We start from the raw sequence: 15033 nt of genomic DNA on the forward strand, positions 1-15033 counted from the left end.
CACGGTCCGGACGGGAGGCCCGTGGTGGGCCCGCACCGTGCCTCCCGTCCGGTCGTTGGTCCGGACCGCCGCCCGGATGCGGGCTTGCACCCGTAGGCTCGGGGCGTGCTCGAGGAGGAATACCGCCAGCGGAGGATCTTGCCCCGCCACCTGCGACCGCCGACGCCCACCGAGACGGCCTTCACCTGGTCGATCCGGTCTGCCGAACCCGCCGACCTGCCCGACATCCGCGAGATCCACGCACACTACGTGCGGAACTCGTCCGTGACCTTCGACGGCGCGGTGCTGTCGTTCGCGGCGTGGAAGAAGCGCTTCGAGGAGATCCGCCGCCGGCAGCTGCCGTTCCTGGTCGCGGTGAACCCGGCGGGGCAGCTGCTCGGGTACGCGCTGGTCGACCCGTGGAACCCGCGCGACCGGTCGAACCACGTCGTCGAGAACTCGATCTACCTGGGGCCGGCGTCGGGCGGCAAGGGGCTCGGGCGGGCGCTGATGGAGGCGCTGCTGGACGCCTGCCGCGATGCGGGCGTGCGTGAGGTCGTGGCCGTGATCGCCGACCGCTCCGCCGACGCCTCGATCCGGTTGCACGAGCGGCTCGGCTTCGAGGAGATCGGCCGGATGGGCAAGGTCGGCTACAAGTACGACCGGTGGCTCGGCACGGTGACGATGCGGCTGCGGCTGAAGGGCGGCCGGTCGCGGCGTGGGCGCGAGCGCGAGCGGCGCTGAACCGCCTGTCACCGACCGGTTGCTCCCGGTGCCTCGGCGATGAACTCGTCGCGCGTGACCGACAGCAGCGCCGTCGCGGCCGATGACGCGGCGCGTGGATCCCCGGCTGCCAGGGCCCGCCCGACGGCCTGGTGTCGCGCGGCGGCGGCGTCGGTCCACCCCGTGATCGTGTCGCGGGACTCGCTGGTTCGGGTGCGGAGCAGTGCCTCGACGGTGCCGGCGAAGTGGGCGAAGACGGCGTTGCCGGACCCGACCAGCAGCGCCCGGTGGAACCGCACGTCGGCCTCGAGGTACGCGCGCCCGTCGCCCCGTGCGGCGGCGTCGACCATCTCGAGCGCGGCGTCGAGCACCGCGGCGGCAGCCTCGTCGCCGCGTGCCGCGGTCAGTCCGGCAGCGACCGGTTCGATCCCCAGGCGCAGCTCCAACAGCTCCCGCTGCTGCGCGAAGTAGGTCGCGGGACCGCCGCGCCAGCGGATCACGGCGGGCGAGAGCAGCTCCCACGCGGTGGTCGGCAGCACCTGGGTCCCGACGCGCTGCCGCGGTTCGACCAGCCCGAGCGACTGCAGGACGCGCAGGGCCTCGCGGACGACGGAGCGCGACACGCCGAACTCCGTCGCGATGTCCTCGGGGCGCAGGACCGTGCCGACGGGGGCGTCGCCGGACACGATGCGCTCCCCGAGCGTGTCGAGCACCTGCGCGTGCAGGCCGCGGGGTGTGGGCATCGTTCCTCCGTGCAGCATCGGGGCGACGGCACCGTGACGTGGTCGCCGTCGCAGCGGCAGACTGCCGTGACGGGCGACGTTGCGCACGGTGCACCGCCGTGTAGTCTGATTAATCAGATTATTGCGGAGTCGTTCGGACATCGCACACGACCGTGACGGGACCGCGGAGCAGCGGTCCCAGGAAGGGGCACCGATGCCTCATCTCCCGACCGCCGGCGGCGCACTGCTCGCCGCGGGCACCGAGACCGTCAAGGCCGCGGGTCCCGTGCCACAACTCGTGATCGCCGCCCTGATCGGCGTGGTCGTCATCATCGTGCTGATCACGTGGCTGAAGATCCACCCGTTCATCGCGCTGACGATCGGCGCCCTCGGCGTCGGCATCGGCGCCGGACTCGCTCCCGAGAAGGCCGTGACGAGCTTCGGCGACGGCTTCGGCGCGACGATGACGAGTGTCGGCATCCTGGTCGGGCTCGGGTCGATGTTCGGCAAGATGCTCGTCGACTCCGGCGCGGCCGACCGGGTCGTCGACACCCTGGTCCGCCGGTCGTCGAAGGCCGCGCTGCCGTGGACGATGGCGCTGATCGGGGCGCTGATCGGCCTGCCGATGTTCTTCGAGGTCGGCCTGGTCCTGCTCATCCCGATCATCGTGCTCGTCGCCAAGCGCAGCGACGTCCCGATCATGAAGATCGCGGTGCCGGCGCTGGTCGGCCTGTCCACGATGCACGCCTTCGTCCCGCCGCACCCCGGCCCGCTGGTCGCGATCGCCACGGTGGGCGCGAACCTCGGTACGACCCTGGCGTTCGGCATCGTGCTGGCGGTCCCGGTGATCATCCTGGCGGGGCCGGTGTTCGCTCGCTTCGCCGCCCGCTGGGTCGACATCCCCGCGCCCGACCTGTTCGGCTCGCGCGGATCGGTGGCGGACTCCGGGTTCGGCACTGGATCGGGTGACCCGGCGCACGAGGGCCGCCAGGCCCGGCGCGGTCCCGCCACGCAGGACACCGCCTCCCTGCCGAACGGCAAGAGCGACTTCACCCGCGTGATCAGTGAGCCGCGCAGCCCGTCCTTCACGATCGCGATCGTCGGCATCCTGCTGCCCGTCGTGCTCATGCTCGCCCAGGCGATCCGCGAGGCGACCGCGCCCGACGCCTCGGGCACGTGGGTCGGCCTGCTGGACTTCCTCGGCACCCCGATGATCGCGATCGGCATCGCCGCGCTGTACGCGATCGTGTTCTTCGCGATCGGCGGCGGCATGGACCGGTCAGCCGTGGCGAAGTCGCTCGAGAGCGCGCTGCCCCCGGTGGCCGGCGTGCTGCTCATCGTCGGCGCCGGTGGTGGGTTCAAGCAGGTGCTCATCGACACGGGCATCGGCGGGGTGATCGCCGACGCGGTGAAGGACTCCGGTGTGTCGGTGCTGCTCGTCGCCTGGATCGTGTCCGCGCTGGTCCGCGTCGCCACCGGGTCCGCCACCGTCGCCACGGTCACGGCCGCCGGCATCATGGCGCCGATCGCGCACGACCTGTCCTCGCCCGTGGTGTCCCTGCTGGTGCTGGCGATCGGCGCCGGCTCGGTGTTCCTGTCGCACGTCAACGACGCCGGGTTCTGGCTGGTGAAGGGGTACCTCAACACCACCGTGGGGCAGACGTTCAAGACCTGGACGGTGCTGGAGTGCCTGATCTCGGTGCTCGGACTGCTGGGCGTGCTGCTGGCGGGGGTGTTCATCCGATGAGCGCCGTCACCGACCGCGACCTGGATGCTCGGGTCCTGGTGGTCATGGGCGTCTCCGGGTCCGGCAAGTCCACGGTCGCCGCGATGGTGGCCGAACGGCTGGGCTGGGACTTCGCCGAGGGTGACGCCATGCACCCGCCCGCGAACGTCGCGAAGATGCAGGCGGGGACCCCGCTCGACGACGACGACCGGTGGCCGTGGCTCGACGTGGTCGCAGCGTGGATCCGCGACCACCTGGCGTCCGGCACGCACGGCGTCGTGACCTGCTCGGCGCTGAAGCGCTCCTACCGCGACGTGCTCCGTGCGCCCGGGGTGGTGTTCGTGCACGTTGCCGGCGACGGCACCCTGATCGAGGACCGGATGTCCGCGCGATCGGGCCACTTCATGCCGACCTCGCTGCTGGCGTCCCAGCTGGCGACCCTCGAGCCACCGCAGCCCGACGAGGCGCACGTCACGATCGCTGCCGACCGCACGCCCGAGGCCGAGTGCGACGAGGTCGTCGAACGACTGGGACTCGACCCCACGCCTCCGCGAACCGGACCGACTACGTGAACTGGATCGGCGTCCCGACGGGCAGCTGCGCGAGCGTCTTCGTCATCTCCGCCGAGATCCGGACGCACCCGTGCGAGCTGCCCGTCGGGTCCGGGTAGTAGTGCAGGGCGGTCAGGGCCGCGTTGCCGCCGTACGACGGGATGCGTGACGAGTGCGCCCCGGTCAGGATGATCGGGTTGCCCTGCGTGTAGGTCACCCGCGTGTCGACGTAGGCCGCCTCGACGTAGGTCGAGGTCGCCGTGGGCGTCGGGTCGTCCGGGGTCCCGAGTCGTGCACCCTCGGTCGCCGACACCGAGCCGTCCTTCCCGACGACCGAGACCGTGTTGGCAGCGACGTCGACGCGGATCATCCGGTCGGTGCCGGTGACCGTGAAGTCGGCGGCGCGGGCCCACGCGAACGTCGCACTCGGGGCCTCGGGGTTCCCTCCGTCGCCCGGCGTCCGGTTGCGTGCTGGTGTCGACACGAGCAGCATGCCGCCGTCCACCCCGGCCGAGCGACCCCACACCGCGGTCGCCGCAGGCGTGTCGATCGTCGACACCGTGGTCGACAGGGTCGCGACGGGTGCGGCATCGGCGGCCGGACTCGCGAACAGGGCGACGAGCGGGGCCTTCGGCGTGGCGATCTCCCACGTGGCCTCGGGGTGCACGGTGGACCCGTCGAGCAGCTGCCCGATCACCCCGTCGTGGTACGCCAGGGGGAGTGCGGCGAGCTCGGCCGACGACGGTGCTGCGGGCACGGCGGCGAGCGTCGGGGTGGGCGTCGGTGTCGAGGTGGGTGCGACGGAGCGCGTCGGGCCCGCCGCGGTCACCGTCGGCTGGTGCGCGTTCCCCACGACGACCGCGACGACGATCCCCACCGCCACCAGCCCGCCCACCCCGGCCGTGATCCACGTCCTGCGTTGCATGTCTCCCCCTGTCCGAGTCCAGTCCACCAGACGATGCCCGTTCGTGCACAGGAAGCACGATCGTGCGCGGGCGGTCGGAACATCCGACCGACCACGCGCGGTCCGACCGCCAACGCGCGATCCTGCATCCTGCGGCGCGTGCGTGCGAGCGGACTGGAGGCGCGGGCCGGGCCCGACCCGGGCCTCCAGTCCGGTGGTCCTAGCGTTCCGTGACGCGCCCCGCCTGCACCAGCCACTGGCGGTCCAGGCGCACCGTCTCGAGCATCCGCCGGTCGTGCGTGACGAGCAGCAGGGTGCCGTCGTAGGACTCGAGTGCCTGTTCGAGCTGCTCGATCGCGGCGAGGTCCAGGTGGTTGGTCGGTTCGTCGAGCACCAGGACGTTGACGCCGCGGGCCTGCAGCAGCGCCAGGCCCGCGCGGGTGCGCTCACCGGGGGAGAGCTCACCAGCGGAGCGCCCGACGTGGTCCGCCTTCAGCCCGAACTTGGCGAGCAGGGTGCGGACCTCGGCCGTGGCCATCTCGGGGACCAGTCCCTCGAACACCGCAGCGAGCGGCTCGGTCCCCGTGAACCGTCCGCGGGCCTGGTCGATCTCGCCGACCGCCACGCTCGAGCCGGTGCTCGCGGTGCCCGTCGTCGGTGCCTGCGTGCCGAGCAGCGCGCGCAGCAGGGTCGACTTGCCGGCGCCGTTCGGGCCGGTGATCCCGATGCGGTCGCCGCCGTCGACCTGCAGCGACACCGGCCCCAGCGTGAAGTCGCCCTGCGTGAACGTCGCGTCGGACAGCGTTGCGACGACGGCCGAGGAGCGCGGTGCCTGGCCGATGGTGAACTCGAGCTGCCACTCCTTGCGGGGTTCGTCGACCTCGTCGAGCCGGGCGATGCGGGACTCCATCTGGCGGACCTTCTGCGCCTGCTTCTCGCTCGACTCGGACGCGGCCTTGCGGCGGATCTTGTCGTTGTCCGGTGCCTTCTTCATCGCGTTCCGGACGCCCTGGCTCGACCACTCGCGCTGCGTCCGTGCCCGCGACACCAGGTCGGCCTTCGTCGAGGCGAACTCGTCGTACGCGTCGCGCTTGTGCTGCCGGGCGATCTCGCGTTCTTCGAGGTACGCGTCGTACCCGCCGCCGAACAACCGGTTCGAGGACTGGGCCAGGTCGAGTTCGAGTACGGCGGTGACCGAACGCGCCAGGAACTCGCGGTCGTGGCTGACGAGCACGGCACCGCCGCGCAGTCCGTGCACGAAGGTCTCGAGCCGCGCCAGGCCGTCCAGGTCGAGGTCGTTCGTGGGCTCGTCGAGCAGCACGATGTCGAAGCGTGACAGCAGCAGCGCCGCCAGGCCCACGCGTGCCGCCTGTCCGCCGGACAACGACGTCATGAGCGACTCCGCGGTCACCGAGCCCTCGGCGTCCCCGAGGGTCAGCCCGAGGTCGGCCAGCACGGCGGGTGCGCGCTCGTCGAGGTCGGCCGCGCCCGAGGCCAGCCACCGGTCGAGCGCCACGGAGTACCGGTCGCCGGCGTCGTCGCCCGCGTCCGGGTCACCGAGCGCCGCGGCGGCCGTGTCCATCTCGGCCGTCGCGTCGGCGCAGCCGGTGCGCCGCGCGAGGTAGGCGGCGACGGTCTCGCCCGCGACGCGCTCGTGTTCCTGGGGGAGCCAGCCCACGAAGGCATCCGCGGGGGCCAGCGACACCGTGCCGGCCATGGGTTCGTCGACGCCTGCCAGCAGGCGCAGCAGGGTGGACTTGCCGGCGCCGTTCACACCGACGACACCGATGACGTCACCGGGCGCGACCGTCAGGTCGAGGGAGTCGAACAGCGTGCGTGCGGCGTAGCCGCCGGCGAGGCCCTTGGCGACGAGCGTGGCGGTCATGGGTCCATCGTCCCATCTGCGAGTTCAGTCAGTGTTTTCACACATGTGTGAAATCGGCGTACGGTTCGAGTCATGTCCGATGTCATCGTCACCCGCGGCCTGGTCAAGCACTTCGGTCGCACCGCTGCCCTGGACGGGCTCGACCTGGCCGTCGGTGCCGGCGAGGTCCACGGGTTCCTCGGACCGAACGGTGCGGGCAAGTCCACCACGATCCGGATCCTGCTCGGGCTCGTCCGAGCGTCCGGTGGACAGGTGTCGGTCGGCGGCCGGGATCCCTGGCACGACGCCGTGGCGGTGCACCGGACCCTGGCGTACGTCCCCGGTGACGTCAGCCTGTGGCCGACGCTGACCGGCGGCGAGGCGATCGACCTGCTCACCCGGTTGCGTGGCGGCGCCGACCCCGAACTGCGTGCGCGACTCGTGCGGGACTTCGACCTCGACGTGCGGAAGCGGTCACGGGCGTACTCGAAGGGCAACCGGCAGAAGGTCGCCCTGGTCGCCGCGTTCGCCCGTCGGGCCGACCTGTACGTGCTGGACGAGCCGACGAGCGGGCTCGACCCGGTGATGGAGGCCGTGTTCCGGCGCGAGGTCGAGCGCGTCCGCGACGAGGGGGCGACCGTGCTGCTGTCGAGTCACGTGCTCAGCGAGGTCGAGGAACTGTGCGACCGGGTCACGATCGTCCGCGCCGGCCGGACGGTCGAGTCCGGCAGCCTGGCCGACCTGCGGCACCTGACCCGCACCCGGTTCCGGGTGGTCGCCGGGCACGGGATCGACGGCCTGGCGGACGTGGCCGGGGTGCACGACCTGCAGCGCGAGGGCGAGGCCACCGTGTTCGACGTCGACCAGGGCGCGCTCGACCGGGTGCTGGGGGTCGTCGCCGCCGCCGGGGTCAGCGGCCTGACCGTCACGCCGCCCACGCTCGAGGAACTGTTCCTGCGGCACTACGGCGTCCAGGCCGACGGAGCAGCACGATGATCGCCGTCCTGCGACTGCAGCTGCGACGGGACCGCGTGCAGCTGCCGGTGTGGATCGTGCTGACGTCGGCGCTCTGGCTGGTCAGCGCGCAGGCGATCCGCACCGAGTTCGGCTCGCCCGACACCGCGGGGCGGTTGCTCGACGCGGTGATCGCGAACCCGGGCGTCGTCGCCGTGCGCGGTCTGCCCGACGGCGTCCGCACCGACCAGCTCGTGTTCTTCCAGGTGTTCACGTTCGTCGCCATCCTGGCCGGGCTGATGGCGACGTTCCTGGTGACGCGACACGTGCGCGGTGACGAGGAGCGCGGTCGGCTCGAGGTGCTCGGCGCGACCCCGGTCGGGCGCTCCACACCGCTCCGCGTCGTGCTCGTGCTCGGCGTCGTCGCCGAGGTGGTCCTGGGTGTCGGGAGCGCCCTGGCGATGCTGCTCGCCGGGTTCGACACGGGCGGCAGCTGGCTCGCGGGGGCGACCGTGGCCGGAGTCGGACTGGCCTTCCTCGGCGTCGGGGCACTGCTCGGCCAGCTGCTGCCCACCGGTCGGGCCGCGAACAGTGCGGGCGTCGTGGTCGTCGTCGGTGCGTACCTGGTGCGCGCCGTCGGGGACGCGCTCGGCACCCCGGACCTGACCCGGCACACGATCGCGGCAGCGTGGCCCTCGTTCGTCACGCCGATCGGCTGGGCCGAGCAGGTCAGCCCGTTCCGCGAGCAGCGCGCCGGGTGGCTCGTGGCGCTCGTCGCACTCGGTGCCGTGGCCGCGACCGTCGCGTTGGTGCTGCAGCGCGACCGGGACCTCGGCGCGAGCCTGGTGCGCGAACGGCCCGGTCGTGCCACCGCACCGCGGATGCTCCGCTCGTCCGCTGCACTGGCGTGGCGGCTGCACGCTCCCGCTGCCGTCGCCTGGGCCGTCGGCGGTGGGGTGTTCGGACTGTTCGCGGGCGGCTTGTCGGGTGCGATCCGCGACGCGGGCGCGGGGGATGCCGGGATCCAGCAGGTCCTGCGGGCGCTGGCATCCGGCGGGTCATCGAGCCTGACCGACACCTTCGTCGTGGCGGTCGCGGGGATGGCCGGGGTGCTCGGGTCGGCCGCGGGTGTGCAGGGCGTGCTGCGGATGCGCGGCGAGGAGACCGAGGGGCGTGCCGAGGCGGTGCTCGCGACGCCGGTCGCCCGCACGCGGTGGCTGCTGGCGTCGGTCGCGGCGGCCGCGATGTCCGGGGTGGTCGTGGCGGTCGCGTTCGGGGTGGTGGCGGCGGTGACGTTCGCCGCGACCCTCCCGGCGGACGCGCGTGGAGCCTCCAGTCTGCTGGCCGGGATCGCACAGGTGCCGGCCATCGCGTTCTTCACCGGTCTGACCGCGGTCGCCGTCGCGGTGGTGCCGCGTGCCGCGGCCGTGGTCGGGTGGGGCGCGCTCGCGCTGGCGTACCTGATCGGCCCGCTCGGGTCGCTGCTCGGACTGGCCGACGCCGTCGTGCACCTCAGCCCCTTCACCCAGACGCCGTCGGTGCCGGGGCCGGATCCGCAGTGGGGTGGCGCGGTCGTCGTGCTGGTGATCGCTGTCCTGCTCGGGGGCACCGCCGTGGTCGCGATGCGCCGACGGGAGCTGACGACGTGACGTCGGCGCGGGGGCCGGCCGGTTCGGGGGAGACTGGTGCGATGGACGCGAGTGACGACTTCGTGCAGCGGACCGCGAGCGCGCTGACGGCCGCCGGGTTCCCGCGCATGCCCGCGAGCGTCATGATGGCACTCATGGGTGCCGACGCCGAGGGGCTGACCGCGGACGAGATCGGAGCCCGGGTGGGTGCGAGTCCGGCCGCCGTGTCGGGCGCGGTGCGGTACCTGGAGAACGTCGGGCTGCTGCGACGGCGCCGTCGGCCCGGAGAGCGTCGGGCGCTGCACGAACTGACCGAGCACGCGTGGTCCGCCGCGACGGGTGGCCGCACCGACCTGTACGACCACCTGCTGACCCTCAGCGCGGCCGAACTCGAACGCCTGCCCGAGGGCTCGATCGTGCGCGAGCGCATCGCCGAGATGGCGGACTTCATGGAGTTCGCACGAGACGCCCTGCCCCGGCTGCTGGCCGAGTGGCGTGAGTCCCGGCGGGGGTGACCGTGCTGACGGCCGCGTTCCTGCTGCTGGCAGGGGTGCTCGCCGGGGTCATCGGCACGGCGGGTGGCATCACGTCGCTCGTCGCCTACCCGGCACTGCTGGCCGTGGGTGTCCCGCCGTTCGCCGCCAACGTCACCAACTCGGTGGCCCTGCTCGGCAGCGGTGCGAGCTCGGCCCTGCGCGCGCGGCGTGACCTGGTCGGACACGGGGCGACGCTCCGGCGGTGGGCACCCGTGACCGTCCTGGTGTCGGCGGCCGGCGCGGTGCTGCTGCTCGTCACGCCGACGCACGTGTTCGACCGGGTCGTGCCGTACCTGGTCGCCCTGGGATCGGTGCTGCTGCTCGTGCAGCCCTGGATCGACCGTCGACGCGCGTCCGCCCGGTTGCGCCCGGTGGCGGCGACCGCGAGCGTGTCGGCGGTGTCGCTGTACAACGGGTACTTCGGCGCCGGAGCCGGCGTGCTCATGATCGCGGTGATGCTGCTCGACGGTGAACCGGTGCTGCACCGGGCGAACGCGCTGAAGAACGTGCTGCTGGTCGCCGCCGACGTGGTGCCCGCGGTGCTGTTCGCGGTGTCGGGTGCCGTCGTGTGGGCCTTCGTCTGGCCGCTCGGGCTGGGTGCCGTGGTCGGCGGGCTGATCGGTCCGTCGGTGGCGCGTCGGGTGCCGCAGACCCCGTTGCGGATCGGGATCGCCGTGTGCGGGTTCGTGCTGGCCGGGTACCTGCTCGTCGCGGCGTGACGGGGACCGCGCCCCGGCTGGTGGCCGGGACGCGGTCGTGTGGGTCGTGCCTAGTGCTCGTCGTAGTGGTCGTCGTGCCGGGCGTGCTTGTGCCCGTCGTGCACGTAGTCGACGTGGTCGCCGTGCTGCACGGTCTCGTGCTGGTCGCCGTCGGTGCCGTGCTCGTGCTGCGCGACGTCGTGCTCGGCGACGCGGTGCTCCGCGGGGGTGGGCGTGTCGTTCGTGTCGGTCATGGTGGTCCTTCCTGATAGTGGTTCTCATCAAGCGTAGGGGGTGGTGGTCGTCCTCCGCTACGGTCGGCGCATGGGTCGCGTCGAGGTCGTTGAGTACCGCCCGGCATGGCCCGCACGGTTCGCCGAGCTCCGCGACGCGTACGCCGACGCCCTCCGGATCGCCGACGTGCCGGTCGTGGCCATCGAGCACGTCGGCAGCACGGCGGTGCCGGGGTTGGCGGCGAAGCCGGTGATCGACGTGGACGTCGTGGTCGGCGCGACCGAGGTCGACGCGGCGGCGGCGCTCGGTCGGATCGGGTTCCGACGATCGGCCGCCACGGGCGTACCGGGGCGCGTTGCGTTCGTCACGCCCGAGCGGTTCCGCCCGAGCAACACGTACGTCGTGGTCGACGGCTCCCTCGCGCTGCGGAACCACCTGGCGGTCCGTGACGTGCTGCGTGCCGACCCGTCGCTGCGCGACGAGTACGCGGCGGTCAAGCGGCACGCGGCCGCGGACGCTGCGGACATCGACGCCTACCTCGCCATGAAGGAGGCCGTGCTCACGCGGGTCCTGCAGCGCGCCGGTCTGTCTGCGGCTGATCTGGCCGGCATCGCGGCCGCGAACCGCGCGATCGCGAAGCGGGGTGCGCTGGGCTGATCGGTCAGCTGGTCACCGGGCCGCGGTCCACGTCGCGATGTGGTCGACGGCGGTCGTGAAGTCGGGGGTGCCCGGGTGGTTCAGGAACGCGTGGCGGCTGCCGGCCAGCACACGGCGGTCGAGTGGCACCGACGCCGCGGTGAGTTCGGCCGCGAACTGTTCGCCCGAGCCACGCATCGCGTCGAGGTCCGCGTCGACCATCAGCGTCGGCGGGAATCCGTCGACCGGGTGGCCACCGGAGAAGGCCCGGCGGTCGGTGCGCATCCGTTCCGTCCCCGCGTAGGCGCGGTTCGCGGCGTCGAGCGCCCACGGAGCGTGGGTCAGCCGCCGGTGCCCTCGGACCGAGCGGAGCACACCGGCATCGCGGGGGAGCCGGGCGTGGAAGAACCCGTACGCCAGCACGGTGCCGACCGGCGGGGGGATGTCGAGGCCGGTCGACGTCAGGGTGCCGGTCACCGCGGCGGCGAGGCAGGCACCGGCACTCGCGCCGCCGAGGACCACGCCGCGCGCTGCACGTTCCGCGACGGACCGGTAGACGTGGACGACCTCGTCGTGGGCCGCGGGGGCGGGTCGCCGGGCACGAGCGCCGGAGCGGCCGACCCACGGCATCCCGGGGACGGGTCCGAGTCGGTAGCCCACCGCGACGACGGGCACGCCGCGCTCGGCGAGAGCAGTGGCGACGGCGTCGGACTCGGGCTGGTCCAGGTCACCGCGGAAGAACCCGCCGCCGTGCAGCCACAGCAGGGTCGGCGCCACGGGACATGCCGGCCGGTACCACCGCACGGGGACGGCGCCGTCCGGGCCCTCCACGACCGCATCGGTCAGCGTCAGCACCGGCGTCACGCTCCGAAGTGGCCGGTCGAGGCGGGAGCGCCCGGCACGTCGACGATGCGCTCGGCTCCCACCACGGGGTCGAGCGTGCCACCGGACGCGGCAGCCAGGTCGGCGCGCAGCACGTCGACGTCGTCGTGCGGCACGGACACCGCGAAGGTCGCGGCAGCGCCGTACGACGTCGCACCGAGGACCGCCCGGCGCCGTGCGACCCAGTCGCGCAGGACGTTGTCGATGCGGCCGGCGTCGGCGTGCGGGACGTCCACGGTGACGTCGGTGAGGGCTTCGCGGCGCACCAGGGACGCCCGGTCGAGTGCCTCGGACACCGAGGTCGAGTACGCCCGCACCAGGCCGCCGGCACCGAGCTTGACGCCGCCGAAGTACCGTGTCACGACAGCGACCAGGTCGGTCAGGTCGCGCCGTCGCAGGACCTCGAGCATCGGGACCCCGGCGGTGCCGGACGGCTCACCGTCGTCGGAGGAACGTGCCTGGTCGCCCAGGACACCGGTCACCATCGCCGAGCAGTGGTGCCGGGCGTCCCACGCCTGCTTGCGGACGTCGGCGATGACCCGGTCGGCTGCCGCTGGATCGGAGGCCGGGACGACGTGGGTGATGAACCGGGACTTCGTGATGACGATCTCGTGCTCGACGGCGGCCGCGATCGTGGACGGGTACCGGCGGGCCATCCGACGAGCGTAGCGAGGCCGGCGCCTGTCGCGCCGGTCAGGCCTGCGCGTCGACCTCGCCCGTGTAGTCGCGGATGCGTCGCGCGGGGACGCCGGCGTAGACGCCGTGCGACTCCAGGCGGCCGCGGACGACGGCGCCCGCCGCGACGATCACGTCGTCCTCGATGTGGGCGCCGGGCAGGATCATCGACCCGCCGCCGATCCAGACCCGCTCGCCGATGACGACGGGGCGTCCGGACGCGACCGGGTCCCAGCGGCCGGCGCTGTCGATGTCGTGGTGGCTCGTCATGATGCTGACCCGCATGCCGAGCGCGGACCCGTCGCCGATGGTCACCGGGGCGACCGACTCGATGGACACCGACTTGTTGATGAACACGCCGCGGCCGATCGTCAGGTTGTGGGCGCCCCCGGTGACCGAGAACCCGTGCCCGGGGCCGGACAGCACGTGTGCCCCGCCGGCCCGCAGCAGGAGCCGTCGGACGAAGCGCGGCAGGAACACGGAGCCGAGCAGGTTCGAGAACACCGCGTGCTCCACGGCGGTCGCCGCGTCCTCGCGCAACAGGGAGACGGCCGAGGGGCCGGACTTGGTGCTGGTGCTCATCGTCGCTCCGAACGTCGGGAGCGGTGGGGTCACCGCCATGCGTGAACCTAGGCGGCACCGCATGAGCCCCACAATCGCGTGTGCGGACTCTTGCGGTGTTCCGCGCAGTCCGACCGGCTGCCCGCATAGGCTCGGGGATCGTGTTCGAACTCCACCACCTGTCGGCGCAGGACCTCTGGGACTGGATCCGGCGCGGCGACACCACGGCCCGCGAAGCGACGGAGCACTACCTCGCCCGGATCGAGCGGTTGGACGGGGGACTCGGCGCCTTCGTGACCGTGACCGCGGAGGCCGCACGCCAGCGAGCCGACCGTATCGGGCACCTGGTGCCGACGTCACGACCGCTGTGGGGCCTCCCGTCCGCGGACAAGGACCTGTACGACCGGACCGGCGTGCCGACCGGATCCGGGTCGGTGTCGCTGCCGGACCGTCCCGCGACGGCCGACCACCCGCTCGTCGCCGCGCTCGACGCGGCCGGCGCGGTGAGCCTCGGCAAGACGGCGACGCCGGAGTTCGGGATGTCCTCGTCGTCGGAGACCCGGCGCGGGGTCACCCGGAACCCGTACGACACGACGCGGGCTCCCGGCGGGTCGTCGAGCGGTGCCGCGGTGGCCGTGGCCGCCGGACTGCTTCCCGCTGCCGTGGGATCGGACGGTGGCGGCTCGGTGCGGATCCCGGCCGCCGCGACGGGGCTGGTCGGGCTGAAGCCGAGCCGGGGTCGCGTGCCGTCGATGCCCGGACGCAGCGGCGTGGGCGGGTTGAGCGTCGCCGGGCCGATCACCCGTTCCGTCGCGGACGCCGGGATGCTCCTCGACGCGCTGGTCGCGCCGACCGGGCTCGACGAGCCCGTGCCGTACGCGCTGGTCACGCCCGACGTCGGCGACGGGCCCTTCACCGCGGCAGCCGTCCGTGGTGAGGGCCGGTTCGTGCTCGGGCTGCTCGACGGGTCACCGTGGGACGAGGCCGTGGACGTCGTGGTCGACCCGGCAGCGCGCGCCGCGGTCGACACCGCCGTGCGGGTGCTCGGCGAGCTCGGGCACGGGGTCGAGGACGTCGCGATGCCGCGCGTGCCCTACGCCGACGCGTTCCGGGTGGCGTGGGAGAGCTCCGCTGCGCGACTGCCGCTGGTGCCCGGGATCGACCTGACGGCGCTGACCCCGCTCGTGTCGTGGCTGGTGTCCCGCGGGCAGGCGCTCACCGGCACACAGGTCCTGGACGCGATGACGGCGCTCGACACGTTCTCGGTCGCGCTGATCCGGGCGTTCAGTCGGTTCGACGCGGTCGTCACGCCGACGCTCGCGCTCACACCGCGCCCCCTCGGCTGGTACGGCACCGACCCGGAGGAGGACTTCTGGCGGCAGTGCGCGTACTCGCCGTGGACCTCGATGGCCAACGTGGCGGGGCTGCCGGCGATCACGCTGCCCGTCGGCGTCACCGCGGACGACCACCCCGACGGCGGTGGGTTGCCGATGGGTGTGCAGCTGATCGGGCGCCCGGGCGGGGAGCGGACGCTGCTGGCGCTGGGGGCACAGCTCGAGCGTCGGGTGCGGTGGCAGCGGCGGCACCCGGCGGGGTGGTGACCGGCGGCTGACGATCGGTCGCAACACCCCGCCGGCGCGTCGTCGATTGGTCGCAGATCGTCGCTCGGGGGACTCGACGAGTGGTCGCAACACCCCGCCGGCGCGTCGTCGATTGGTCGCAGATCGTCGCTCGGGGGACTCGACGAGTGGTCGCAACAC

The 15033-nt window shown here is 73.2% G+C and carries 16 protein-coding genes; 9 read left to right on the forward strand and 7 right to left on the reverse strand.

Annotated elements, in window-relative coordinates:
• Positions 1–105 precede the first annotated feature (105 nt).
• Positions 106–723, forward strand: coding sequence for a GNAT family N-acetyltransferase (locus tag MT346_RS06070; RefSeq protein ID WP_243561927.1), 618 nt, complete (start codon positions 106–108; stop codon positions 721–723).
• A gap of 8 nt (positions 724–731) precedes the next feature.
• On the opposite strand, the gene MT346_RS06075 is transcribed toward MT346_RS06070, so the two are convergent.
• Positions 732–1445, reverse strand: coding sequence for a FadR/GntR family transcriptional regulator (locus MT346_RS06075; RefSeq protein ID WP_243561928.1), 714 nt, complete (start codon positions 1443–1445; stop codon positions 732–734).
• A gap of 193 nt (positions 1446–1638) precedes the next feature.
• On the opposite strand from MT346_RS06075, the gene MT346_RS06080 reads away from it, so the two are divergent.
• Complete coding sequence (locus MT346_RS06080) at positions 1639–3171, forward strand: GntP family permease (RefSeq protein ID WP_243561929.1); 1533 nt, start codon at positions 1639–1641, stop codon at positions 3169–3171.
• Positions 3168–3722 (forward strand): gluconokinase, encoded by a 555-nt coding sequence (locus MT346_RS06085; RefSeq protein WP_243561930.1) that lies wholly within the window; start codon positions 3168–3170, stop codon positions 3720–3722. The genes MT346_RS06080 and MT346_RS06085 overlap by 4 nt, the downstream gene beginning before the upstream one ends.
• Here MT346_RS06085 and MT346_RS06090 read toward each other — a convergent pair.
• Positions 3715–4626: a L,D-transpeptidase gene (locus MT346_RS06090; protein ID WP_243561931.1), complete on the reverse strand. Its 912-nt coding sequence runs from the start codon at positions 4624–4626 to the stop codon at positions 3715–3717. The two genes, MT346_RS06085 and MT346_RS06090, sit on opposite strands and share 8 nt — an antisense overlap.
• A 199-nt stretch (positions 4627–4825) precedes the next feature.
• The gene (locus MT346_RS06095; RefSeq protein ID WP_243561932.1) at positions 4826–6490 is read right to left on the reverse strand and encodes an ABC-F family ATP-binding cassette domain-containing protein; all 1665 of its coding nucleotides are present in this window, start codon (positions 6488–6490) and stop codon (positions 4826–4828) included.
• Positions 6491–6562: 72 nt separating this feature from the next.
• Here MT346_RS06095 and MT346_RS06100 point away from each other — a divergent pair, with 72 nt between their 5' ends.
• From MT346_RS06100 to MT346_RS06115, 4 genes are read left to right on the forward strand one after another with little or no spacing between them, the layout of a single operon-like run.
• Positions 6563–7465 carry an ABC transporter ATP-binding protein gene (locus tag MT346_RS06100; protein WP_243561933.1) on the forward strand — a complete coding sequence of 301 codons (903 nt, stop codon included), beginning with the start codon at positions 6563–6565 and terminating at the stop codon, positions 7463–7465.
• The gene (locus MT346_RS06105) at positions 7462–9072 is read left to right on the forward strand and encodes an ABC transporter permease (RefSeq protein WP_243561934.1); all 1611 of its coding nucleotides are present in this window, start codon (positions 7462–7464) and stop codon (positions 9070–9072) included. Before MT346_RS06100 ends, MT346_RS06105 begins: the two co-directional genes overlap by 4 nt.
• A gap of 41 nt (positions 9073–9113) precedes the next feature.
• Entirely contained in the window at positions 9114–9566 is a 453-nt protein-coding gene (locus MT346_RS06110) for a GbsR/MarR family transcriptional regulator (protein ID WP_243561935.1), read from the forward strand.
• The gene (locus MT346_RS06115; protein ID WP_243561936.1) at positions 9563–10306 is read left to right on the forward strand and encodes a sulfite exporter TauE/SafE family protein; all 744 of its coding nucleotides are present in this window, start codon (positions 9563–9565) and stop codon (positions 10304–10306) included. The genes MT346_RS06110 and MT346_RS06115 overlap by 4 nt, the downstream gene beginning before the upstream one ends.
• 50 nt (positions 10307–10356) lie before the next feature.
• Here the strand turns inward: MT346_RS06115 and MT346_RS06120 are convergent, their stop codons facing one another.
• Entirely contained in the window at positions 10357–10539 is a 183-nt protein-coding gene (locus MT346_RS06120; protein WP_243561937.1) for a zinc transporter permease, read from the reverse strand.
• Positions 10540–10609: 70 nt separating this feature from the next.
• On the opposite strand from MT346_RS06120, the gene MT346_RS06125 reads away from it, so the two are divergent.
• The gene (locus MT346_RS06125; RefSeq protein WP_243561938.1) at positions 10610–11176 is read left to right on the forward strand and encodes a GrpB family protein; all 567 of its coding nucleotides are present in this window, start codon (positions 10610–10612) and stop codon (positions 11174–11176) included.
• Between the two features lie 12 nt (positions 11177–11188).
• On the opposite strand, the gene MT346_RS06130 is transcribed toward MT346_RS06125, so the two are convergent.
• From MT346_RS06130 to MT346_RS06140, 3 genes are read right to left on the reverse strand one after another with little or no spacing between them, the layout of a single operon-like run.
• The gene (locus tag MT346_RS06130; protein ID WP_243561939.1) at positions 11189–12019 is read right to left on the reverse strand and encodes an alpha/beta hydrolase; all 831 of its coding nucleotides are present in this window, start codon (positions 12017–12019) and stop codon (positions 11189–11191) included.
• Positions 12016–12693, reverse strand: a complete 678-nt coding sequence (locus tag MT346_RS06135) for a YigZ family protein (RefSeq protein WP_243561940.1) — start codon at positions 12691–12693, stop codon at positions 12016–12018. The genes MT346_RS06130 and MT346_RS06135 overlap by 4 nt, the downstream gene beginning before the upstream one ends.
• A 37-nt stretch (positions 12694–12730) precedes the next feature.
• Positions 12731–13294, reverse strand: a complete 564-nt coding sequence (locus MT346_RS06140) for a DapH/DapD/GlmU-related protein (protein ID WP_243561941.1) — start codon at positions 13292–13294, stop codon at positions 12731–12733.
• Positions 13295–13434: 140 nt separating this feature from the next.
• Here MT346_RS06140 and MT346_RS06145 point away from each other — a divergent pair, with 140 nt between their 5' ends.
• A complete protein-coding gene (locus MT346_RS06145) occupies positions 13435–14874 on the forward strand; it encodes an amidase (RefSeq protein ID WP_243561942.1) in 1440 nt (479 codons plus the stop codon).
• Positions 14875–15033 lie beyond the last annotated feature (159 nt).

The sequence above is a fragment of the Curtobacterium sp. VKM Ac-2922 genome, assembly GCF_022815645.1.
Classification (GTDB): Bacteria; Actinomycetota; Actinomycetes; order Actinomycetales; family Microbacteriaceae; genus Curtobacterium.

Coding starts and splice junctions, on each gene's coding strand:
- MT346_RS06100 (WP_243561933.1), top strand. CDS start 6,563: ATGTCCGATGTCATCGTCACCCGCGGCCTGGTCAAGCACTTCGGTCGC.
- MT346_RS06105 (WP_243561934.1), top strand. CDS start 7,462: ATGATCGCCGTCCTGCGACTGCAGCTGCGACGGGACCGCGTGCAGCTG.
- MT346_RS06140 (WP_243561941.1), bottom strand. CDS start 13,294: ATGAGCACCAGCACCAAGTCCGGCCCCTCGGCCGTCTCCCTGTTGCGC.
- MT346_RS06095 (WP_243561932.1), bottom strand. CDS start 6,490: ATGACCGCCACGCTCGTCGCCAAGGGCCTCGCCGGCGGCTACGCCGCA.
- MT346_RS06075 (WP_243561928.1), bottom strand. CDS start 1,445: ATGCCCACACCCCGCGGCCTGCACGCGCAGGTGCTCGACACGCTCGGG.
- MT346_RS06120 (WP_243561937.1), bottom strand. CDS start 10,539: ATGACCGACACGAACGACACGCCCACCCCCGCGGAGCACCGCGTCGCC.
- MT346_RS06090 (WP_243561931.1), bottom strand. CDS start 4,626: ATGCAACGCAGGACGTGGATCACGGCCGGGGTGGGCGGGCTGGTGGCG.
- MT346_RS06135 (WP_243561940.1), bottom strand. CDS start 12,693: ATGGCCCGCCGGTACCCGTCCACGATCGCGGCCGCCGTCGAGCACGAG.
- MT346_RS06125 (WP_243561938.1), top strand. CDS start 10,610: ATGGGTCGCGTCGAGGTCGTTGAGTACCGCCCGGCATGGCCCGCACGG.
- MT346_RS06080 (WP_243561929.1), top strand. CDS start 1,639: ATGCCTCATCTCCCGACCGCCGGCGGCGCACTGCTCGCCGCGGGCACC.
- MT346_RS06110 (WP_243561935.1), top strand. CDS start 9,114: ATGGACGCGAGTGACGACTTCGTGCAGCGGACCGCGAGCGCGCTGACG.
- MT346_RS06085 (WP_243561930.1), top strand. CDS start 3,168: ATGAGCGCCGTCACCGACCGCGACCTGGATGCTCGGGTCCTGGTGGTC.